General features: G+C 44.9%; 23 protein-coding genes and 1 tRNA gene. 4 read left to right on the top strand and 20 right to left on the bottom strand.

The window, feature by feature from the left end; all coding sequences use genetic code 11:
- Positions 1 to 131: 131 nt before the first annotated feature.
- Positions 132 to 401, bottom strand: coding sequence for a hypothetical protein (locus ASJ33_RS08020; protein WP_041331516.1), 270 nt, complete (start codon positions 399 to 401; stop codon positions 132 to 134).
- Positions 402 to 427: 26 nt separating this feature from the next.
- Positions 428 to 1912 carry a reductive dehalogenase gene (locus tag ASJ33_RS08025; protein ID WP_041331518.1) on the bottom strand — a complete coding sequence of 495 codons (1485 nt, stop codon included), beginning with the start codon at positions 1910 to 1912 and terminating at the stop codon, positions 428 to 430.
- Between the two features lie 359 nt (positions 1913 to 2271).
- Between ASJ33_RS08025 and ASJ33_RS08030 the strand changes: the two genes are divergently transcribed.
- Together ASJ33_RS08030 and ASJ33_RS08035 are read left to right on the top strand one after the other, a co-directional pair.
- On the top strand, positions 2272 to 3333 hold the full coding sequence (locus ASJ33_RS08030; RefSeq protein WP_052465212.1) for a PAS domain S-box protein: 1062 nt from the start codon (positions 2272 to 2274) through the stop codon (positions 3331 to 3333).
- Positions 3314 to 3982, top strand: a complete 669-nt coding sequence (locus tag ASJ33_RS08035; protein WP_041331519.1) for a response regulator — start codon at positions 3314 to 3316, stop codon at positions 3980 to 3982. Before ASJ33_RS08030 ends, ASJ33_RS08035 begins: the two co-directional genes overlap by 20 nt.
- Before the next feature lie 96 nt (positions 3983 to 4078).
- Here the strand turns inward: ASJ33_RS08035 and ASJ33_RS08040 are convergent, their stop codons facing one another.
- From ASJ33_RS08040 to ASJ33_RS08080, 9 genes are all read right to left on the bottom strand, one after another.
- Positions 4079 to 5725, bottom strand: coding sequence for a recombinase family protein (locus tag ASJ33_RS08040; protein ID WP_072555825.1), 1647 nt, complete (start codon positions 5723 to 5725; stop codon positions 4079 to 4081).
- A gap of 173 nt (positions 5726 to 5898) precedes the next feature.
- Positions 5899 to 6516, bottom strand: a complete 618-nt coding sequence (locus ASJ33_RS08050) for a recombinase family protein (protein WP_041331474.1) — start codon at positions 6514 to 6516, stop codon at positions 5899 to 5901.
- Positions 6516 to 6965 (bottom strand): hypothetical protein, encoded by a 450-nt coding sequence (locus ASJ33_RS08055; protein ID WP_034376099.1) that lies wholly within the window; start codon positions 6963 to 6965, stop codon positions 6516 to 6518. Before ASJ33_RS08055 ends, ASJ33_RS08050 begins: the two co-directional genes overlap by 1 nt.
- A 55-nt stretch (positions 6966 to 7020) precedes the next feature.
- Positions 7021 to 7212, bottom strand: coding sequence for a hypothetical protein (locus tag ASJ33_RS08060; RefSeq protein ID WP_012984518.1), 192 nt, complete (start codon positions 7210 to 7212; stop codon positions 7021 to 7023).
- Positions 7209 to 7844 (bottom strand): ParB/RepB/Spo0J family partition protein, encoded by a 636-nt coding sequence (locus tag ASJ33_RS08065; protein ID WP_011309849.1) that lies wholly within the window; start codon positions 7842 to 7844, stop codon positions 7209 to 7211. Before ASJ33_RS08065 ends, ASJ33_RS08060 begins: the two co-directional genes overlap by 4 nt.
- Positions 7841 to 8446: a DUF4338 domain-containing protein gene (locus ASJ33_RS08070; protein ID WP_233417635.1), complete on the bottom strand. Its 606-nt coding sequence runs from the start codon at positions 8444 to 8446 to the stop codon at positions 7841 to 7843. The genes ASJ33_RS08065 and ASJ33_RS08070 overlap by 4 nt, the downstream gene beginning before the upstream one ends.
- Before the next feature lie 7 nt (positions 8447 to 8453).
- Positions 8454 to 8529, bottom strand: a tRNA-Gly gene (locus tag ASJ33_RS08450).
- Positions 8530 to 10734 (bottom strand): DUF3631 domain-containing protein, encoded by a 2205-nt coding sequence (locus tag ASJ33_RS08075; RefSeq protein WP_041331488.1) that lies wholly within the window; start codon positions 10732 to 10734, stop codon positions 8530 to 8532.
- A gap of 203 nt (positions 10735 to 10937) precedes the next feature.
- Positions 10938 to 11768: a hypothetical protein gene (locus tag ASJ33_RS08080; RefSeq protein WP_041331493.1), complete on the bottom strand. Its 831-nt coding sequence runs from the start codon at positions 11766 to 11768 to the stop codon at positions 10938 to 10940.
- Positions 11769 to 11979: 211 nt separating this feature from the next.
- On the opposite strand from ASJ33_RS08080, the gene ASJ33_RS08085 reads away from it, so the two are divergent.
- Entirely contained in the window at positions 11980 to 12591 is a 612-nt protein-coding gene (locus tag ASJ33_RS08085) for a nucleotidyltransferase domain-containing protein (protein WP_041331495.1), read from the top strand.
- Positions 12566 to 13003: a hypothetical protein gene (locus ASJ33_RS08090; RefSeq protein WP_041331496.1), complete on the top strand. Its 438-nt coding sequence runs from the start codon at positions 12566 to 12568 to the stop codon at positions 13001 to 13003. Before ASJ33_RS08085 ends, ASJ33_RS08090 begins: the two co-directional genes overlap by 26 nt.
- A 240-nt stretch (positions 13004 to 13243) precedes the next feature.
- On the opposite strand, the gene ASJ33_RS08095 is transcribed toward ASJ33_RS08090, so the two are convergent.
- The 9 genes from ASJ33_RS08095 to ASJ33_RS08140 form a co-directional block, all read right to left on the bottom strand.
- Entirely contained in the window at positions 13244 to 13984 is a 741-nt protein-coding gene (locus ASJ33_RS08095; protein ID WP_041331497.1) for a diphthine--ammonia ligase, read from the bottom strand.
- 85 nt (positions 13985 to 14069) lie between these two features.
- Positions 14070 to 14336 (bottom strand): hypothetical protein, encoded by a 267-nt coding sequence (locus tag ASJ33_RS08100; RefSeq protein WP_015407992.1) that lies wholly within the window; start codon positions 14334 to 14336, stop codon positions 14070 to 14072.
- A 27-nt stretch (positions 14337 to 14363) separates the two neighbouring features.
- On the bottom strand, positions 14364 to 15830 hold the full coding sequence (locus ASJ33_RS08105) for a reductive dehalogenase (protein WP_041331829.1): 1467 nt from the start codon (positions 15828 to 15830) through the stop codon (positions 14364 to 14366).
- Between the two features lie 89 nt (positions 15831 to 15919).
- Entirely contained in the window at positions 15920 to 16474 is a 555-nt protein-coding gene (locus tag ASJ33_RS08110; RefSeq protein WP_041331503.1) for a YkgJ family cysteine cluster protein, read from the bottom strand.
- A gap of 489 nt (positions 16475 to 16963) precedes the next feature.
- Positions 16964 to 17482 (bottom strand): MarR family winged helix-turn-helix transcriptional regulator, encoded by a 519-nt coding sequence (locus tag ASJ33_RS08120; RefSeq protein ID WP_034376077.1) that lies wholly within the window; start codon positions 17480 to 17482, stop codon positions 16964 to 16966.
- A 377-nt stretch (positions 17483 to 17859) separates the two neighbouring features.
- The gene (locus ASJ33_RS08125) at positions 17860 to 18132 is read right to left on the bottom strand and encodes a hypothetical protein (protein ID WP_041331506.1); all 273 of its coding nucleotides are present in this window, start codon (positions 18130 to 18132) and stop codon (positions 17860 to 17862) included.
- 21 nt (positions 18133 to 18153) lie between these two features.
- Positions 18154 to 19605, bottom strand: a complete 1452-nt coding sequence (locus ASJ33_RS08130) for a reductive dehalogenase (RefSeq protein ID WP_041331507.1) — start codon at positions 19603 to 19605, stop codon at positions 18154 to 18156.
- A gap of 559 nt (positions 19606 to 20164) precedes the next feature.
- Entirely contained in the window at positions 20165 to 20434 is a 270-nt protein-coding gene (locus ASJ33_RS08135) for a hypothetical protein (protein WP_041331516.1), read from the bottom strand.
- A 26-nt stretch (positions 20435 to 20460) separates the two neighbouring features.
- Positions 20461 to 21945 (bottom strand): reductive dehalogenase, encoded by a 1485-nt coding sequence (locus tag ASJ33_RS08140; RefSeq protein WP_041331518.1) that lies wholly within the window; start codon positions 21943 to 21945, stop codon positions 20461 to 20463.
- Between the last annotated feature and the right edge of the window lie 350 nt (positions 21946 to 22295).

Here is a 22295-nt window from a genome sequence, read left to right on the forward strand (position 1 = left end):
TGACAAAGACACCGGAGGAAGATGGAATGGGACTGATACTTTAAAATGAACTTGGCTAAATACTAGCCCATAAATAACAAAGGGGGAGAAACCAGTTTCTCCCCCTAAATAATCTGTTAATATTCCTTAAATTAAGACTGTTTGGTTTTCCTGACGGACAACTGCCAGGCTACACCCAGCAGTATAAGGGCGATAATACCAAAAATAAGCGCCCCCATCCAGGCTGACTGGGGTTCATTTTCACGCAGAGAGCTGAAATAATGCTGACCGGTAGCAAATAAGGCTAATACACCCAAGCCGCCCAACAACCATTCATACCACTTTGTGAACACCCCCTTTTGCACCAGCCGATTAGCCACAAGAGCTATAACTGCACCTGCAAGCAATCCAATCCAAAACATTACATTACTCCTTTATTCATTATGCCTTAGTAGGATGTATTTATACCGTAGGTATAATCATCTATATTCCACCAATCACGCGGGTCCTTGCGTCCGTAACCCATGGTTTTCTCCATATTGGCAAAGAAACTGTTGAAAACAGGAGTAACGGAAACGGTATTACGTACCAAATCATGTATAAATGAACCGTCACCATTGGTATTAAAGGGGCAACTGCTTTGACAGACCGGACAATGCGGACAGATGGTGGTATTGGTACGCCACCCGTTGAAACCGGGGCGTGAACCGGGCTGGGTAGCTTCCCAGGACGGGTCACCTTTCTCAATAAGACCGAACGGACAACTATCTGCGCAGATACCGCAGGTCTTGCAGAAGTCATACACGCCGAAGTCTATGGGTTTAGTGGACATAAGGGGCATATCGGTCATTATTACCCACATAGCCCGGTTGGTAGTTCCGTATTTGGGAACCAAGATGGGTGATGACATACGGCAGTGTTCGCCCATACCGGTTAAGGTCGCTATAGCACTGGAGTGGTAACCAGACATATGGGTAGAAACCGCAGTATACCCCAAAGCATGGATAAACTCCTGAATGATAGCCCCGACAAAGGGGAACCTCTGATAAGACCAATATACAGCGGCATCCTCATATTCACCGGCCTGGCGTCTGGTGGACTCGTAAGGCTGGCGGGCAGTCCACTGGAGTATGTATTTGGCTTTGGCAGGAATGACCAGTTTGGTGGGTGTTTCAGCCGCTTCGTCTACGTTTTCTATTACCAGCTGTTTCCCGCCGCTTTTCTCATGGAAAAGCTTGAAAACATCCGAATCCATTTCCTGAGCACCTACATCACAGCCGCCAAGGAAACGGACTACCTGACGCAGAGTAAGCAGGTTCTCTTCGGGTGTGCCTTCCCAGCGCGGTACACCAAAATCCTGCGGGCGGAGTGTTTCACTTGAGCGGAGACCCAGGAATGATGTGAAGGCAGCCGTACCTCCGGCCGCTGAAATAGCCTTAGCAACATTAACCCTTTTACCACCCATATTTATTTCGCCGGGCCACATGCCCATCCGCATAAATTTGGTGGCCATAAAGAGGGCGGTTGTCCGGTTGTCTCCCAGACCGGCATAGCCGGGTTCCCAGCCCGGAAATTCCTTCTTCATGTAATCAAAAAGTACTTGCGCCTGTTCAGGGCTGGCCCAGGTACCAGAACTGCCGCCGGGGATACCCATGGCATATCTCTCCTGAGCCGTCAGTGTAGGCTTGGCCTGCATGGGGAAAACACCCTCCAGTTTGGGCAGATTCTGCCAGTCAATGGGCACTGAAGGATCTTTGAACTCCCTCTCTTTAACCCACCACGGCAGCTTCTGTACTCCGCCGGAAGAAGCAGTCAGCTCATCCACATCATGAAAAACCGGGGCGGCAGCAGACACTGCTCCGACACCGGCACCAGCCAGACCCAAAGCCTTCATAAAATCTCTTCGGGAAAGTGTTGAATGAAAATTGGACATATTCCATTTCTCCTTTTAGTTTGATTACAGTCTTTCCTAGTGTTGCCCAGTCTTCGCTGAGCGCTCAAAAACCATATCCTCCTCATCACCTACTTAAAAAACATACTAATTCTAAAGAGAATAAAGCAGACCGTAATCGTGCAAATTACGTAATCAACATCAGCATTAAGTGCCGCCCGATGTCACTAAAGTGCTTCCTGAAAGTGCACCCTAGGAACAATTGTATTTGCGGGATGAAGTTTATATGCTGGTATAAGACTATTGAGTTAAAAATGACAGATATCCAAAATAGCTACAGTGGTATATGATTATTGTAATGGTAAACATGTACTGATCTTGTTATGCGAGGATAATCTTAAATGGTAAAAGATATTTCCTTGAAAAAGAATAGCTTGCAAAACCTGGTTGACATGGTACTGCTTGATAACGCCCAGGATGATGTTATAGTTCTGGACCCGGATGCAGTGGAAATTGTTTATATAAATAAAAAAGCTGCCCAAGCAAGGGGATACGAACCCGAAGAACTTATCGGAACATCCCTTCATATTCTTCACACTCCGGATTCTGTTATCTCACTCGAGAAGAACTGGAGTAAACGCATACGAATACTCGAGCGAAAAGGTTTTAATATCGGAACAATTGTTCATGTATGCAAAGATGGCTCTATCATAATTTCCGAGTGTTTAAGCCGTTTAATCAAAATTGACGGTAAAAAATATGTTATGGCAACCCATAAGAATATCTCTGATGATAACAATCAAATTGGTACTGCGGAAAGGGCAGCCGCTTATGTCAATGCCCAGGAGCAGGAGCGTGAGTGGATTTCTATGGAACTCCACGATAGAGTAATCCAAAATATGACCTCTATTCTGCATAATCTTGACTCGTTTTACCCAAAGGATACAGATACAAAGAATGCTCTCAAAAATATTTCAGAACAGTTATCTAAAACCATACAGGAAACAAGATTTCTCACCAAAGAGCTTTACCCAAGCGCACTGGAGAGATACGGTTTAATCCCAATGATAAAAGATGAATTGTACAAACTGGAACAGGAAATGCCCTGTGAAGTTGACCTTTCTGCTCCGGGTAAACTTATAATTCCGCAATACTTATCATCAACCCTGTATCGAGTCATACATGAAGCTTTGAATAACATAAAAAAACACTCTAAAGCCACCAAAATCAGGCTCAAGCTTGATACCCAAAATAACCAGATACACCTGAGCATAACTGATAACGGGATAGGCTTGAATACCAACTTGCCTGACACCAAGCGGCCCAGTGGAATAAATATAATGCGCCAGAGAATAAGTATCATCGGAGGAGATTTGGTTATTAAAAGCAGCACCAAGGGGACAACTCTAAAAGTAATAGCCAATATACCGGAAGAATATTGTGATGAACTACCAAAACCCTGAGATACGGATATTTGTTGTTGACGACCACGAGGTTGTCAGGCACGGGTTAAAAACCATGTTGGAGACTGTGCCTGATTTTATCGTTGTGGGAGAATCCGATGGTAGCGAGGCTGTTGTTGAGAAAATATGCCAGTCTAAAGCGGATATTCTGTTGCTGGATATACGTATAGAAGGTTCTGACGGCTTTCAAATAGCATCTCAGGTAAAAGCCCGTTTGCCTGCGTTGAAAATAATCCTTATTTCCGGCTACGATAGCAATCTGTATATTACTGAATCTCTGCGTCATAAAATCCGGGGATTTATACCAAAAGGGTGTCAAAAAGAATACATCTTTACTGCCATAAGAATGGTAGCGCTGGGCGCAACCGTATGGCACGGCGATCAAATATTTCAGGCCATACGAAATCTGAATTCCGACGAAAACCAGATAACCGTTTCCGAAGTTTCCGTCACTAACGCCTTGCTCGATCCACGCGAACTGCAAATACTCACTTTAGTATCTGCAGGAAAAACAAATAAAGCTATCAGTGCTGAATTGGATATTTCTATAGATATGGTGAAAAAAACAGTATCCAGGCTAATGCACAAATTTAATTCTACCAATCGGACACAATTAGCCACTGCCGGTTCTAAATTAAAATTAGTCTAAATTTAATGTACCTAATTACTAAAATAAATATACAATCACTTTTAGCATTCTATACTTAATTAAGAACAAAACAAAATAACAATACTGTTAATCTAACTAAAGAGCAAACTCCAGCCGCCGTTCAGGCCACAGCCAACCCTCCCCCGTCTCCACCAGAAACACGGACGAGCCGCTAGGTTCATGACTTAATGGCTCGTTTAAAATATGAATCTTAGATTCTTTCTTTGAAACTGCCACCTGAAAGATAGGCCTGAAGGGTGGCTTGGCTTTAACTGCTATTACCGAGCGATGCTCTTTCACATCCACATAGACCCCGTCCAGCATGGTAAGTAAAAGCTTTCTCTGCTCTGACAAGTTGGCCTTGGACCAGAGCGATGACAGGTTAAGAATAAGATTCCCGGCTTCTTGAGCCACGTCATAGTCAGGTACAACCAGTGATTCCAGACTGAGTTCCAAGAGTTTCTTCTGCCTTGAGTATTCTTCTTCCGGTATAAGGCCATCCATAAATACCCTAGCCATACGATGGAGTTTGGTTATAGTCAGATCTCTTTCTTTCTTGACCCTATCTACTTCATCCTTGAGACTTATTATAGATAATACTTCCTCAAGCCATCTTGGTCCTAGCTCTATGGCCGAAACCAGTTCCCTTACCTGTTTATCTATAACTTGGCAGGCTATTGTACCGCCATGTCCCGGACATTCTTTGATGCTTCTTGAGGCTTTATGCTCTCTGTAATAGCTCTTGCCACTCTTATAGGTCTGGGCCCACATGGGCATTCCGCAATGTGAACATCTTACCAACCCTTTAAGCAAATATTCCCTGTCAGGTAATGTTTTGAGGGTTTCAGAGCGGCCGGAGTTTTTCCTCAAGGTTAGCTGGACCAAGTCAAAGAGTTCCTGACTGATTAAGGCCTCATGAGCACCGGGCATCAGTTTTCCCCGGTGGTTTATCTGCCCGGTATAGAAAGGGTTATGCAGGATACTTCTGACTGAGGAACTGGTGAAGAGTCTTGGTCCTGAAACCAGATTGCCATTGGCATCGGGCAGGTTCTTGGTATTCCTAGTACGGAAGCCCTGTTCATTTAACCAAGCGGCCAGTTGCGATAGGGTAGTTGTACCGGCGGAATAACGCCTAAATAACCCTTCTGCAGCTTGCCCTTCTTTGGGATGGATATGGGTACCACTTTGGTGTTCCGGCTTACAGCGTTGTTTCTTTTCTCCCTTTTCATTTGTCTCCCAACAGGATTCATAACCAAAGGGGATACAGCCGTTGTGTTTGCCTTCATACGCTCTCTGGTCAAGTCCTTTCCTGACATGGGTACTCAAAGCTTCGCTGAAGTACTGGGCAAAAGCTCCCAGCATCTGAGTGAAAAGTATGCCATCCGGCTTGGAGTAATCCAGATTTTCTACTATAGAAACCAGCCCTATTCCATGTTTACCCAGAAGCTTTAATGATTCAAGGGTAACTGTAAGATTCCTTGACCAGCGGTCAAGGGTATGGACGACCACAACATCAAACTCATCTTTAGCCGCATCTTCTAAAAGCTTTCTGAAAACCGGGCGCTTGTGAATGCTGTCCACATGGGCAGATTTGCCTTCTTCCCGGTATATCCCAACTGACTGCCATCCCCGGTTTTTACAGAGTTCAGTAAAGAGTCTTTCCTGAGCATCTAATGAGTAACCTTCTACCTGAGAAACCGAAGATACCCTAACATAGGCAACTGCTCTCTTGCACTCAGTCATTTTGATAATCCCTTCGGGATGCAACTGATAAGGCCACTTCGGCTAAGGCATTTAGAAATTCTTTTATCATTAACTGGTCCACCTCACTTTTGTCAGAATTGGCGGACAGTGTATAGATACAGGGTATACCCGTCAACGAGTTTTTCGCCTGACCAGGTAGAGGCTCTAACATCTCAAAAATCCCTGAAACCCTGATAATTAGAATCAAGGAGTCTCTTTAAGGTGGCATAACCAATTCCAAGAACCTTGGCAGCCTGCCGTCTTGAGATCTGGCCAGCTCTGAGACGCTCTAAAATGTCTCCATAAGCCTGATTGAAGCCCTGCCTTTGGGTTACCCTTGGCCGCCCTATCTGGCAGCCCATTTTACGGGCATGGGCCAAACCAGACTTAAGCTTTCGATGATGGCGGTCCTTTTCAAGTGCTGCATAGGACAGGGTGAGCCGGTAGAGGGCTTCACCCGAAATAGAGGTTGTATCAAACCATGGTTCAGAATAAGACCGGAGTCCAATTCTTAAGACCTTCAATTTTCCCAGAGTTTTAGCCATATCCATAACCGAAGAGAAGACTTCATCAATTTGTGGAATAAGTACCAAATCAAACTTGCTAAGTGCGGCATCTGCCAAGAGTTCTTGCCAAGCGTTCCGTCGGGAGTTACCAGCAATTGAAACATTATCCTGATACTGGTTGTAAATCTCCCAGCCCTGACCAAGAGCAAAATCCCACAAGTCTTGAAAAGAAGGAATCTGCCCTTGGTCTGACTTTAGCCTCCTCTGGTAGATGGCCACTTTCATTACTCGCCCTGCACCTGCCTGATTTGTGTCCTGAGTTTACGCTCTTCTCCATCTAGTCTGAGGGCTTCGCGAAGCTGGTTTATCAACCCATCAACCCTTCCGGCAATGTCCTGATATTCAGAGAGTGATTCCTCAAGCCTGTCTGAAATCTCGGTGCATTCCTGCTTCCCTACTCTAAGAATCGGTTCAATTTCGGTAGAATCAAGCACATACTTCGTCTTGCCACGAGAGATAGTCGTGGCTATACCCATGGCACTAAAGGCTTGCCCTATATTGGAGGGGCTTATCTTAAGCCCGAATTGACTGGCAGCTCTTTCCGCAACCTCGCTAGCGGTTGCCCGTTTGTTTCCTTCCTGAGACATAAGATATGCAGTCTGGAATAGAGTCATGCAGTTCTTCATTCCAATCAGGGCTACTCCGCTTTCAAAACATTCTTTCATGCTGGTCATGCTTTAGCCTCTCTTTCTGTATGTTTGTACATACATATATTCCGCCACTTGTCTGTTACCCCTCCCTCATACCCTTAGCCTTCTCTTCAAGCACTTTATTGATATAAGTCTGGTCCGAGATGAAAGCCCGGAAGTGCCGTCCGTCTTTCGGACAAATGAGCATGATGAAGGGTTTATTGGAAGTTCTACCTTTGGCCATCCTGATATTTAAATGGCTTGCGCAAATCGGGCAGGCTATCTCATTCATTCTGGCTGCCTCCTCTCTATATAGAATTTACAAAGCAGAAATATAGCAGTGCTTCGGGTATTGGGATTATCTTTAGGTGAGTTTTTAGCCACTGGCATAATTAAACTGACTGCTTCCTGAACTGTCTCAAGTTGGGGTCTGGTAAACTGAAGCTGCAAGTGGCTGAGTTTAGCTGTTTGAGCCTGTTCCCAAGCTTTTAAGTGATCAGCCAAACTCTCCTTGTTTATAGCAGCAAGCGTTTGAAGGCTGTTTGAGGTTTCAGGCAGCAGAGATAAAATTTCACTTTCAGGCATAGCTGAGAGCAACTCTTTAAGGAGTATCCCTTTCAACGCCAGATCGTCCTGCCCTTTGATTCCATTTATGGCTTGAGTGAGAAGCATGGCTTCCATATCACCCAGTTCAACAATCACACAGGGAGCGCTCTCTTTATTCATTTCACTCAAGACTTTAAGGCGCTGGTTGCCGGACAGGACCTCAAATCCATCCTCGCCACTCGGCCTGACTACTAGCGGCTCTACCAATCCATAACGGGAAAGACTGTTTTTTAGCAGATGTTTTACCCCTTCGTCCATCTGGTTTGGATTCCATGGGGCTTCACATAACTTGCTGATGGGTATTTCAATCACTTTCATATTGCCTCTTTCTTAGGGTAGGCTTGAGGGAGTACCTTGAGTTTGCCTTGAAAATCAGTATCCAGAAAGTAGAAATAGCGGTGTTTCCGGCTCTGGGGTACTACCCTTACCTTTACCCCACAGGATTCAAAGTGTTTGACTGAATGGCTACCGTAGGTGTGGCTTAAACTCCGTGAGTGCCTAGGTTTGCCGTCCCCGATATCAAACATGGGCATGGCTTCAGATAATCCGGTATAGACCCAGCCGGTTGCCTGATAGATTGTGCCAATATGACCTTGAGCAGGGTCGGCATAGCTGACTAAAAATCTGATTGGGGTAAAGCGTTTCAAAGCCCGGAGAGCTATCCCTAAGACACGGGATTCTGAATTGGAGGGGAGTTCATCTGAAAGCCAAAGCCTTGAGAGTGTCAGACAGTCTGAGGGGTTTGCCCCCTCTACCATCCGGTAGACGTTGGCTGGTCCTGAACCAAAAGTAATCGCACCATAGAGCCTATCACCTAGAAAGACTCCAAAGGCAAGCTTGGTTCCACCGGGCATGGAGTGAAGATAGTGATATTTCTCAAGTATTGCCTTGGCTGCCCCAAAGGGTATGGGGTTAACCATGATAGATTGGAGCGCCGCCGTGGGAATCGGACCCCGACCTTCACTCTGGATGAGTGGAGTGCTTACCATTACACTAGCGGCGCTCATGACTGAACCTCCCGGTAGGCCGGGTCTTTTAAGACTTCCTGAAGCATCTTTCTTGCATATTCCTCGCGTTTTATATCCCCCTGACTGATACTTTCTTTTAAAACCCGTCTCCAAGCCGGAATAGCTGTCTTTCTCCATGAGTCTAAAACTTCGCAGGAAGTATCCGATTCGGACTCATCATCCAGCTCATTTTTGTCTATTTCTCTGATAAACAGGGTTTTATCCGTAACATCCGTAACATTACGATTGGCATAGCTCTGAGGATTATCCGTAACATTTTGCTCTTTTGGACCATTTGTTACGGATGAATTTGGCTCACATTTTACGATTGGCTCAAAGCTATCTGTTACGGATGTTACGGATAGAAGTCCATTTTTAGAAAGATAGCGGTTAAAAGCATCTTGAAAATCAGCGACTTGGTAGCCTTTGAAAGTTCGGTTGCCCTCTCTTATAGTCTGGCTGTGAATGCCATAGGTTTTAAGTAGAGCAGCCAGTCTTCTGGCATTAAGAGATCTGCCATTCAGGTCTGACCATGGAGATTCATCTACCTTGAGGAGAGCCTCGATTAAGTCAGCAGAAGATATACACTCACTTTTGTCTTTAGTTATTTCCCGTATATCAGTTAGAAGTTGAATCCCAAGTGAATCGTCTTGCCTAACTTCTCCAGTCATTAAAGCAATGGCCGCAATGCGGGCTTTTTCAGGCCATGAATTGCCTGCTGTTTCTGCAATGATTAGGAGATGTTCCCAGCAGTCAGCCGCCCGGTCATCAAGTTCAGAGGGTATGATAAGTTCAATCTCACTTAAACCAATGGAGGTACACTGAACTAATCTCTCTTTCAATCTCTGGATTTCGGTTGTGATTTTTCGGGGATGGAATTTTGCAACTGTCTCATTAACATTCCGGCGTTTAAGCTGGATAGGGATGCTCCGGTCAGCAAGAGTGCCCGGTAGCTTACCAATGCCAGCAATTGCTTTGGGGCAGAAGGTGGATAGGTCTTTATAGGAGATGTCTGCTCCTTTACCCACGCAAACCGAAGATTTGCCACCCCTTCGGTATCCCGTATTTAATATGCCCCTCAGGGTTTCGGAATATTCCTTCTCACCTTTGAAGGCAGCATCGGATTCATCCAGAAGGAGGGTAGGGCATTCGGCATCTACCTTGCGGGCAAGTACGGCTGAGGTTACCCTGCCGGTAAACCATGGACGGGCAACCAGTACTTCCAATACCTCAAGAAGCCTAGTCTTGCCACTTCTTTTCTCGGCAGAGTAAATATTCAAGTAGGGGGTAGTGAGGGCATTTTCTAAAGTATAGGTGTGGATAACCCATAGAGAAATAGCCTGAAGCTGATAGTCAGACAGGGCAACATAAGATCTAATAAAGCTAGCGATGTCATCAAGCAAAGCTGGAAGGTTTATTGCCTCAGATCGGGATAGGGAAGGTTTTACTTCAATCAATTTTAGGAGGTCTTGGCTACTATGTCCTTGATTAAACCAGTCATGAATGTCTTCTTTTTCTTTCAAACCCGTCAGCTGGACTATCTGGACTGTCTTGGCAATCTTGGATAGGGAAGTGAATACCTGCTCGGCGTGACGCTTGCCCGGTTCATCATTATCCGGCAGGATGATCACATCCCGGTTAGTAAAGGCTGAGTTATATTCCTCTCTCCACTTTCCTGCCCCCATAGGAGAGCAGGTGGCAGTTAAACCCTGCTCAACCAGAGAATTAACTCCCTTTTCTCCTTCAGCTATAAAAACAACTTGGCCCTGAGGGGTAGCTGAGAGTTCGGGCAATCGATAGAGAACCGGGGTAATGCCTTTGAGGTTATAAATCCAGTCCCCCTTACCTTCCGGTCTTCTTTGAGTGAAAGACTTGGGCTTATAACGAACTACCTGATAGAGGAGTTTGCCGTCCTTATCTCTGTAATCGTATAGAGCATCTATACGACGTTTAGGATTGATTGGTTGGGATTCAGGTCTAAGCCCAAGTGCCTGACAGATCTGCTGATAGCTATGATTTCGATTCGAAAAGCATGCTAATAGGACTTTATCTCCGACATCTGTAATAGACAGGTGATTTTGAGGAGTAGAATGGCCCTCCACCGGGCATGATGCAACCCAGCGTCTTTCTCCAACTTTCTTGGCATCAGGTAGTCGGCCTAAGAGTTCATTTAAGTTATTCTGTATTGACCCTGTTTTCATCTACGAATAATTCCTTATCTCAACCATTCGACGATGTCAGCCCGAGCGAATTTTTATACAATAATTTAATTAGCACTCTCTGATCGTTTTTCTGACCAAATAGTAAGGCCCAGATTATTCATCTGGGCCTTCGCCTATCTCTTTATTAACTTTCTAATTAAATTATACTGCTTCAGGGTATTGACAAGGGACACCCTTACAAATTATTTTTCATACTTGTTTTTTATTCTCTGGTAGCTCTTTTTGACTGCCTCGGGAGTTTTTCTAATGCCTATTGTTTGCAACATTTCTGATATTTCTGTGTACTCAAATCCACAGAATCTCTTAGCATAATATTCAAGTCGCTTGGGAAGTTCAATTCCAAGGTTTTCCAGTTGTTGTTGACAGCTAATCTGAATTTCAACAATCTTCCAATTACTAAAGGTTTCATATGCCTTAGCAAAATGTTCGCTGATAAACCCGAATAATTGTCTTGAACACAATGTATACCAGTTATCAAGAATAATCTCAGCTCTATCTTTGGCAGGCTTTCCCTCTGTTTCAAATACGAGCTTAAAAGATGGTCCATTCACAGGGTCGGTAAATCCAGCCTTAATTTCTGATTGATTGCCAAATTGGCCTGCAGGAATAGCAGGTGAGATGAGTAAAAATTCAGGCCAGTGGTACTCGGGTATATTTTTATATCTAAGTATGTTGCACCGAATCTGGCCGCATGCAATCTCAAGAGCGTTCTCCAAATCCTCTAGAATATTGTCATATAGAGGTGTGGGGGCTACAAAGGAATAAACACTATCCGAAGTGTAGTGAACACCATCCTCAAACCACGCTTCCAACAGATTTCTCAGCCCGGCCAGGATATAAGACCTATTAGGTACATCAATTTTAAAAAATTGTTCGCACCCAACTAGCCATTTATTTTCGTAATCCATTATTCTTTGGATTTCTGGATCTAGCATAATCAATTCTAACGCATTTTTACCGTCAATTATAAGACCACCTGATAAGTAAATATTGCTGCTGGTGGGAATACCCATTTTTCTATACCAGTCGGCACTCCAATAAAATATGCCTAATATTAAAGCTAAGGGCAACAATAAGTGACGAATACAATATCGGATATAGTGACAAAACCGTGTCTTGACAGCTTCAGCAAAACTTCATCCTACTGGGCAATCCCAAATCCTGAGGATTTCATTGATACAATGCTTGAATCTTGTAACCTTATAAGTTACAATTGTAACCAGTATGAGTACACTAAGAAATAAAGATATCATAGGAACTACCCTTTTCGGCAAAGCAAGGCGAGGCATTTTATCACTGCTCTACGGACATGCAGATGAAGAGTATTATCTGCGACAGATTGCTCGCATTACAGGTATTGGGGTCGGACCGGTTCAGAGGGAACTGAAACAACTTACCGATTCCAGCATTATTCGGCGCAGAGTACATAATCAGCAGGTATACTATCAGGCTAATCCGATGAACCCGGTATTTAAAGAGTTGAAAAGTCTTATAACCAAGACTTTTGGTATAACAGATATCTTGCACAGTGCGTTATTGCCATCTGCTAGCCTAATTAAGGTTGCGTTTATATTTGGCTCTATTGCCAGTGGAAATGAGGATAAAACCAGTGATATAGACATTATGGTAATTGGTGATATATCATTCGAAGATACGGTTGCCTTACTTTCAGATGCAGAAAAACAGCTCAACCGGGAAATTAACTCAGTAGTATATCCAACCTCTGAATTTCGGCAAAAAATCGGAAAGGATAATTATTTCATCAATAATGTATTAGAGGGTGAAAAAATTTTTATTATAGGCGACGCACATGGACTTGAAGAACTTACTAAATGACGGACGAATAAAAGAACATAAATCAAGCAAACAGGAGATAAAGCAGCTTTTAGCCGTCTTTGACCGTGACATAACCGATGCCCAAATAGAGATCTTGAGTACAGACAGAAAATTTTCTACGGCGTATAATGCTGCTCTCACGATAGCCAGAATTGCTTTGGTCAGCAGCGGTTACAGGATCACGGGTGAAGGAAGCCATTATTGGACAATTCAAGCCTTAGCTTTCATTTTACCATTAGATACAAGCATGATAAGAAAATTTGATAAATTCCGGCAGAAACGTAATATCAGTGGATATGAAATGACAGGGATGATTACAGAACAAGATACTAAGGAAATGATTGATTTGGCACGAGAGATTCATAGTGTGGTGCTAAAATGGTTGTCAGAAAATCACCCTGAATTCATATAGGGATAAAATAACAAGGAGTTCGATGATCCCCCGTCTCCACCAAAGTTAATAATGTGGCTTGTCTTTGATAGGGCAGGGCACTTGAACGTAATAATCCGGACGGGGAATTAGAGTATCTGATAAGTACCTATCTTACGTAAAATTAAAGCCATGAAAATAAAAAAGGAGGAAAAGCTAGCTTTTCCTCCTTTTGCGCAATACTAAGACAAAAATTTGGTTTACTTCTAAACGTCTAAATATTTAAACTAAGGCAGAGTAAATACTACTTTCTTCTGCTTTCTTGCTTTCCAGACGGCAGCGTTTGATGTCCATATACCAGACACCCATACCCCCGAATTGAGCCTGCTCATCAAATACCCTGTCCCATTCCTCTATGACCAGCCGTGACTTAAATAGAGGCCCGTCGGTGACAAAGGTATGGTAATACCCCACATTCCCATTCGGAGACAGGCTGTGGCGTATCGTAAGCTCTGTGAGCATGCCCTTATCCAGCTTCCGTCCCAGCCAGCTTTCACCCAGTTCGGTGCTGTCTGCCGCCAGTATCCTTACTTCAAATCCCAAGTCTATAAGCTCGGAGAGCAGGGTGGCCCGGTTGTCCTGCCAGAGAGGCAGGTGGTAGTCCATACCGGTAGGCTCGCAGACGCTCTTTATCCAGTTAAGGTGCTTTACGGCAAAACTGTTACCTATATTTACGTCCCCGAAGACTACACCCTCTACTCCCTCTGTCTTAAGTTGACTGAGCATTCGGCGGTAGTTGTCATCGTACCCTTCCGTGGCTGAAGGCCATTCCAGAAGGGGTATGCCTATAGCCTCAGCCTGCATCCTGAGCACTTCCGGTGTAAGCAGGTGAGGCCAGAGTTTGCCGGTGCTTCGGGTGATGATACTGGCCAGGTATCTGACCTTAAGACCGCTCTTTATTGCCTTATAACAGGCCAGAGTGCAGTCTTTGCCTCCGCTCCAGGAGACTATTACTTCTGTCATTTATCTGCTCCTAGTATGGATGAAGGGCAGGGTAAGGAGCACACTGATGCTCCTTACCTCCTTCGATACCAAATTTAGCTGTCTCTTAGGCTTTCTTGCGCCTTGCTATAAGCTGCCAGTCAACCAGTGCCAACACTGCGGCTAACCCTCCGAAAAGGGCTAGCCCCTTCCAAGCGGCACTGTTTTCGAAACCGGATACTGACCCGTTGTAATGCTGCACCCCGGCAGCCAATGAAACTATTATCGCCAAGCCAAAAAGCCAGTCGTACCACTTAAGTTTGGTATTACGATTTAACCGGTATGCCCCAACCGCTATAGCTATTCCTATAACCAGACCTATCCAATACAGCATTGCTTTATTCCTTTCAGTACTTTTCCTTTAAACTGATGAATCAAAACCGCCAACAGGCTGCTCAGATTCCCACCATTCCGCAGGCGGCTTTCTCCCATAATCAAAGCTCTTGTCCATGCTGGTAAAAAAGCCGTTGAAGATTGAGGTATTTGCAACAGTGCCTTTAACCAATTCATGAATAAAAGACTTATCCATGGCATTGAACGGGCAAACAGGCTGACAAACCGGACAATGGCCACATTTGCTACGATCATTACGCCAGTGGAGATAGCCGGGATTATCCCATTTGTGGTTAACTTCCCAACTCGGTTCGCCTTTTTGGATTGCATCCATAGGACAAGCTTCGGCACAGATACCACAAGTCTTACAAAATTCACGACCGCCAAAATCTATAGGTTTGCATTCTTCCAGAGGAAGGTCGGTAAGTACCCCGTGCATAACGCGTACCATAATGCCGTATTTGGGGGTCATAACTGCTCCCCAACGAGCCAGTTCGCCTGCACCAGCCATAATACCTGTTGCACCTGTTGGAGCAAATCTACCATTAATATTGTCCAGCGAGATATAGCCAAGTCCCCACAGGAACTCCTGTATGGTTTTAACTGTTCTTATCCAGTTTACATAGGTATATAATTGGCCGGCATTCTGGCATGTACCCACTCCATGCTTGGTAACCTCACCAAGCTGTCGTGATGAAAACTGTAAAAACCATTTGACTCTCTTGGGAATAACAATCTTGGACATAGGTTGTATTTCGGGTGTGCACACAAAATCATCCACATCACCAAATTCAAATTTGGTAGGAGTTGCCATCCGAAGCATCCGTCTTTGACCCCACATCACTTTAAGGAACTTGTCATCAACCGGTATGGCGGTAACATCGTCAAAACCATAGAAACGAGCAGCTGCCCTGACAACTTTCAGGGCTTCTTCAGGTGTACCTTGCCATTTTGTACCTCCCCGTTGCTCTACCGGTTTGACACACCTCCACCCTTGGGGGCGATCTTGTATTGAAGTATACTTTCCACCTGTAGCCTGAATTACTTCAGTGGGAAACAAGCCTGCATTACATAAAGCAGCTCCAACGCATAATGCATTATCCTTTATGTCGCCAACATAGTCAGGATAATTCAGATCAGGTGAAGGTCCCGGCACCCCGGTCAGAGTTGGCCCTTTATCCCAATCCGGGTATTGCTTCATGGTATAATCCAGCATTACTTTTTGATATTCAGCTCTTGTACGTATATTCGGAACTACCCCGTTATTATCGTCACAAGCTGTACCTAATGTTGGGAGTACATTCCAATCAATAGGGGTAGTGGGTTCATCTACCTGTTTTACCCACCACGGCATATTGATTCTTGCTGAGGGTGAAGCGATCACCTCATCAAGGTCGTGAAACATTGGGGCAGTTGCAGCGCCAACTCCAGCCCCGATTAGTCCAAGCCCCTTCATAAAATCACGTCGTGATAGTGTTGAGTGAAACTGAGACATATCTTCCTCCATAGTATTTCGTTTAGGTATCCTTTGTTGCATAGCACCCAGTGCTATTCATTTTTAACCATATTTCCTCCATATCGTTATTAAGTCTTTGGCAAATGGGTATCAAAATCAGGTATAAACCGGTAAATATCATCTTTAGTCCAGCCGCTCATGCCCCACTGGCTCCGATCACGCCCGTTACCGGTCTTCCAGCACTTGACGTACCTTGCCTCCTGGGGGCGTACCGGGTGGATAAGGCAGCTGCCTGCTTTTTCATCAAAGAATATGCAGTACCCGTGATCATAGGTGCGTATGGGCGGAATCCGCCCCCCGGTAATGTCTTCTTCCCCGTGTTTTGCCCAACGCAGGAAGAAGGTCCGGCAATCTTCAGTATCGGCTACCATGTATTTTGAAATCAGCTCACTTACGGATATATGCAGATAATCCGCTACGGCAGGCAGTTCCTCCGGCCGGGGTATGCAAACATATGTATAACAACACTGGCCGCAGCGCACACAGGTTTTAACCCCCAGCATGGCGGCGGTGGGATGTTTCTTTGCCATGTCAGCCAGATGGGCTTCGTACTCGCGGGCAAGGGATTTCCAGTAAGCTTTCTCCTGCTCGATATAGACCGGTGTTCCCTCTGTGTTAATCACCGGCTGATATCCCTTGATTTGTAACTGCGAATATTTGATGAAGGCATTTCATCGGTCTTCCTCCCCTTACGGGTTCAGACGGGCAGGAAGGCATATGCAAAGAAGCTGCCCTCCCGCCCGCTCTTAACTTAACTTCTAGGCTGCTTTATTCCTGGCGGAAAGCAGTCTCCACTCTACCAGTGCCAGCACTACTGCCAAACCTCCAAAAATTGCAAACCCAAACCAGGCAGCGCTGGTTTCAAAGCCTTTCATAAAATTACGTCTCTCGAAGTATTATGGAATTGAGTCATATCTTCCCCCTTTTTGAATGTGTATTGCCATTATTAACTGGTATGGAAAATAAAATAAGAGACATTTCTTTATGGAATGATTCCATGGAATCATTCCATGGAATCATTCCATGGAACTATACACCTAAAAATAGTGGAATGCAATATGAAAAATACGGACAGAGAAATTTCTGGGGGGGGTATGATGTGAATGGCAAGCTTACGGCAGGTGGATTGTTCCGGGCTTGTACAGATTGAGGCTGTATTTATCAACCTTGGTCAGCAGTTCATTCATTGTATCAATTTCAGATTCGCTCAAAATTGTCCATGGATTCACCTGATACTTAAGCCAATTGGAAATAGCAGCGTATAACTGCTCGCCTTTCGGGGTGATTTCTACTTTCAGTAAATGCTTGTTTTGGGGATTATTTACCAGCTTTATGCTTCCTTCATGGTGCATACGGGAGAGAATTTTTGATACCGCAGCCGGATTCCGCCGCATTACTTTTGATATTTTCACCGGGGTTAATGGCTCAGGGCTGGTAACCACCTCAAGCAAAATAAAGGCCTTTTCCGGGGTTGTGCCGATTAAACGCATTTCGCGGGAAATTATTCTATCAATAAGGTCTTTGACCTGAGTAATCTTCAGACTGGCTAAAACATATTTGTCATCTTGGCCAAAAGAAGTATTGTACTTACTGTAGTTTTCATCTTCATGGTGGCTTGCACTTGTACCCATATTACCAATTCTCCATTTTATATTACCTGCAAATATACCCGGACGGAATATTCCCGATTTTTTAACTCTATGTAAATACTTTATCCCTGATAATAATGCAATTATGATTTTAATTTCAAGGTGACTAACCATAATACCTTGAAAACCTTGCTTTCACAATCCCAACCCGGTAACAATCAGCCACCTCCCCCGTCTTCACCAAAGCTAGAAACATGACTTGGCCTTAATAGGCGAGGGCATTTGAACGTAAATATCAGGACGGGGAGTTCAGGGTATCTAAAAACTCCTTATCTCTACGTAGAATTAAAACCATGGAAACAAAAGAAGGGGGGGGAGCAAGCTCCCCCCTTTCCAAATACCTATGGCTATTTCCTAACCTAAGACTGTTTTGCTCTCCTAGCAGCTAACTGCCAGGCAACTGCCAGCAGAACAAGAGATGGCAATCCGGTAACCAGCAGGAACAAATAGGCTGCTTTCGGCTCTACCTCTGCCAGACTACCGAAATAATTCTGGACGGTGAAAAGGAGCATAAGTACCCCGATTGCGCCAATCAGCCATTCATACCAAGTAAGTGAAATTTTCTTGGTTCGTAGCCCCATCATAAGACCCAGAAATGCAGCTCCAAGAATAAGACCAATTATTAACCACATAAATTACCATTTCTCCTTTATTTAATAACCACCATGTTTTGAGAAGGAAGTTGTATCCCAGCCCATCGATGGTAAGGATAAATCCCACCAGTCTTCTTTTTCTTCCCCAGACTTCACCCCATAGCCGAAGGTCTTATCCGCTTTCCACAGAAATTCGTTAAACATTGGAGTTGTGGCTAGTGTAGCCTTAACCACATCATGTACCATGGCTGCGCCATTTACATTAAAAGTACATGTAGCCATACATGTCCCGCAACCGCCTTCAAAACAGTACATCCAACACTCTATATGGTTTGCGTAGAACATCCGCTTGCCGGAAGGATGGATAATATCCGGTTTACCATATAATGTAGGGAGTTCCCAACTCGGTTCTTTATCGTAAGGGATTACTTGGGTCGGACAGTTTTGGGCACACTTATTGCAAGTCTGACAAAAGCGCCAGATACCAGCATCTATAGGTGTAGTGGGTTCAACTGGCAAGTCAGTTATAAATGTAAAGAAACCTGAAACCGGTCCGTAGTCCGGAGAGATACAATACCCGCTATTCCGGCTTGATTCCGCCAGACCGGTAAGAATAGCACTAACTGCTGCAGGCATAGGGCCAGCCTGTGGTACAGGATAGCCATAACAATGATACCCGATACCTCTGATAAATTCTTGGAAAGCCGGCTGAAGCATACTGAAGTGACGGTAACGGGATACATTGGCTGCAAATTGTAATGAAGATCTGTCGGAAGTTCGATACATTTCCCGGGACATAGGCAGGGACATAGATATCTTATAAAGCTTCCTGTCAGGGAAAACGTATTTATCGGTACCTTCGTAGCCAACATCTACATCCTCAAATACCTGCCTCTTGTTGGGGACTTGTTTATGATAAGTGTAGAATATTTTTTCTCTCTCCTGGCTGGAAATTTCACCAAAACCAACCATACCGGCACCCAGAAAAGTAAGAACACTGCGTACCATCCGGCTGTTTTCTTCAGGTGTACCCTCCCATTTAGGGGCGCCGGTTGTTGCAGGGGTAGGAATAAGACCCGGGCCCATGAAAGATATACCGTGAATCATCATCGGTACAATTGAGCTGAATCCCAAGGCTTGGTCACGCAAAGTTTTCCCCGGTGTATTATTGATAGCGGCTTCAACGTTGGGAGACATTATATTCGATGATAAACGCCTTTTTACCTCTTCGCTTCCAAGGTAGTGAATTTGGGTTTCAGTCTGCTGCCCGCTAACTCTGCCATCCGGCGGAGTCATAATATCCCAATCTACCTCAAGCGTGGGCTGGTACAATTCTCTATCCTTTACCCACCATGGTCTTTCATTTGCTGCTGAGGGTGAAGCGATCACCTCATCAAGGTCGTGAAACATTGGGGCAGTTGCAGTTGCAGCTGCGGTACCAATACCTGCTCCCGCCAAACCCAAAGCCTTAACGAAATCACGACGGCTTACTATTGAATGAAAATTGGACATATTCCATTTCTCCTTTTAGTTTGATTGCGTCCTTTCCCTATGTCACCCTGTTTTCTCTAACTTTCGTACGTCCTCCTCTTAACCATCATTGCTTATTTATACTCAATTCTATAAAAGGAGTGCGGGTTTTTAATCGTACTATATACGTATTCGGTATCATCATTAAGTGCCAAGGGATGTCACATATGTGCTCCCCAACAGTGCCCAAGGCACAGCATAACCTGATAAACCAGTTTACATATTAGTAAACTCCCAATTTTTCAACCGGAAATGCCCAAAAGTCATAAAACCACATGATTATTGCGGCGGTGAATAGCGGCTAGTCTTGCTAAAAACTAAATCTATTTAGCCCTTCTAGCCACCAGTTACCAGACAACCAGTAGCAGTACGAGACCAATAACCCCGAATATCAGTGACCCCATCCATGCTGACAAAGACACCGGAGAAAGATGGAATGGGACTGATACTTTAAAATGAACTTGGCTAGATACTACCCCATAAATAACAAAGGGGGAGAAACCAGTTTCTCCCCCTAAATAATCTGTTAATATTCCTTAAATTAAGACTGTTTGGTTTTCCTGACGGACAACTGCCAGGCTACACCCAGCAGTATAAGGGCGATAATACCAAAAATAAGCGCCCCCATCCAGGCTGACTGGGGTTCATTTTCACGCAGAGAGCTGAAATAATGCTGACCGGTAGCAAATAAGGCTAATACACCCAAGCCGCCCAGCAACCATTCATACCACTTTGTGAACACCCCCTTTTGCACCAGCCTATTAGCCACAAGAGCTATAACTGCACCTGCAAGCAATCCAATCCAAAACATTACATTACTCCTTTATTCATTTTGCCTTAGTAGGATGTATTTATACCGTAGGTATAATCATCTATATTCCACCAATCACGCGGGTCCTTGCGTCCGTAACCCATGGTTTTCTCCATATTGGCAAAGAAACTGTTGAAAACAGGAGTAACGGAAACGGTATTACGTACCAAATCATGTATAAATGAACCGTCACCATTGGTATTAAAGGGGCAACTGCTTTGACAGACCGGACAATGCGGACAGATGGTGGTATTGGTACGCCACCCGTTGAAACCGGGGCGTGAACCGGGCTGGGTAGCTTCCCAGGACGGGTCACCTTTCTCAATAAGACCGAACGGACAACTATCTGCGCAGATACCGCAGGTCTTGCAGAAGTCATACACGCCGAAGTCTATGGGTTTAGTGGACATAAGGGGCATATCGGTCATTATTACCCACATAGCCCGGTTGGTAGTTCCGTATTTGGGAACCAAGATGGGTGATGACATACGGCAGTGTTCGCCCATACCGGTTAAGGTCGCTATAGCACTGGAGTGGTAACCAGACATATGGGTAGAAACCGCAGTATACCCCAAAGCATGGATAAACTCCTGAATGATAGCCCCGACAAAGGGGAACCTCTGATAAGACCAATATACAGCGGCATCCTCATATTCACCGGCCTGGCGTCTGGTGGACTCGTAAGGCTGGCGGGCAGTCCACTGGAGTATGTATTTGGCTTTGGCAGGAATGACCAGTTTGGTGGGTGTTTCAGCCGCTTCGTCTACGTTTTCTATTACCAGCTGTTTCCCGCCGCTTTTCTCATGGAAAAGCTTGAAAACATCCGAATCCATTTCCTGAGCACCTACATCACAGCCGCCAAGGAAACGGACTACCTGACGCAGAGTAAGCAGGTTCTCTTCGGGTGTGCCTTCCCAGCGCGGTACACCAAAATCCTGCGGGCGGAGTGTTTCACTTGAGCGGAGACCCAGGAATGATGTGAAGGCAGCCGTACCTCCGGCCGCTGAAATAGCCTTAGCAACATTAACCCTTTTACCACCCATATTTATTTCGCCGGGCCACATGCCCATCCGCATAAATTTGGTGGCCATAAAGAGGGCGGTTGTCCGGTTGTCTCCCAGACCGGCATAGCCGGGTTCCCAGCCCGGAAATTCCTTCTTCATGTAATCAAAAAGTACTTGCGCCTGTTCAGGGCTGGCCCAGGTACCAGAACTGCCGCCGGGGATACCCATGGCATATCTCTCCTGAGCCGTCAGTGTAGGCTTGGCCTGCATGGGGAAAACACCCTCCAGTTTGGGCAGATTCTGCCAGTCAATGGGCACTGAAGGATCTTTGAACTCCCTCTCTTTAACCCACCACGGCAGCTTCTGTACTCCGCCGGAAGAAGCAGTCAGCTCATCCACATCATGAAAAACCGGGGCGGCAGCAGACACTGCTCCGACACCGGCACCAGCCAGACCCAAAGCCTTCATAAAATCTCTTCGGGAAAGTGTTGAATGAAAATTGGACATATTCCATTTCTCCTTTTAGTTTGATTACAGTCTTTCCTAGTGTTGCCCAGTCTTCGCTGAGCGCTCAAAAACCATATCCTCCTCATCACCTACTTAAAAAAACATACTAATTCTAAAGAGAATAAAGCAGACCGTAATCGTGCAAATTACGTAATCAACATCAGCATTAAGTGCCGCCCGATGTCACTAAAGTGCTTCCTGAAAGTGCACCCTAGGAACAATTGTATTTGCGGGATGAAGTTTATATGCTGGTATAAGACTATTGAGTTAAAAATGACAGATATCCAAAATAGCTACAGTGGTATATGATTATTGTAATGGTAAACATGTACTGATCTTGTTATGCGAGG

Origin of the sequence: Dehalococcoides mccartyi, assembly GCF_001889305.1 — a bacterium.
In the GTDB taxonomy this organism is placed as follows: domain Bacteria; phylum Chloroflexota; class Dehalococcoidia; order Dehalococcoidales; family Dehalococcoidaceae; genus Dehalococcoides; species Dehalococcoides mccartyi_A.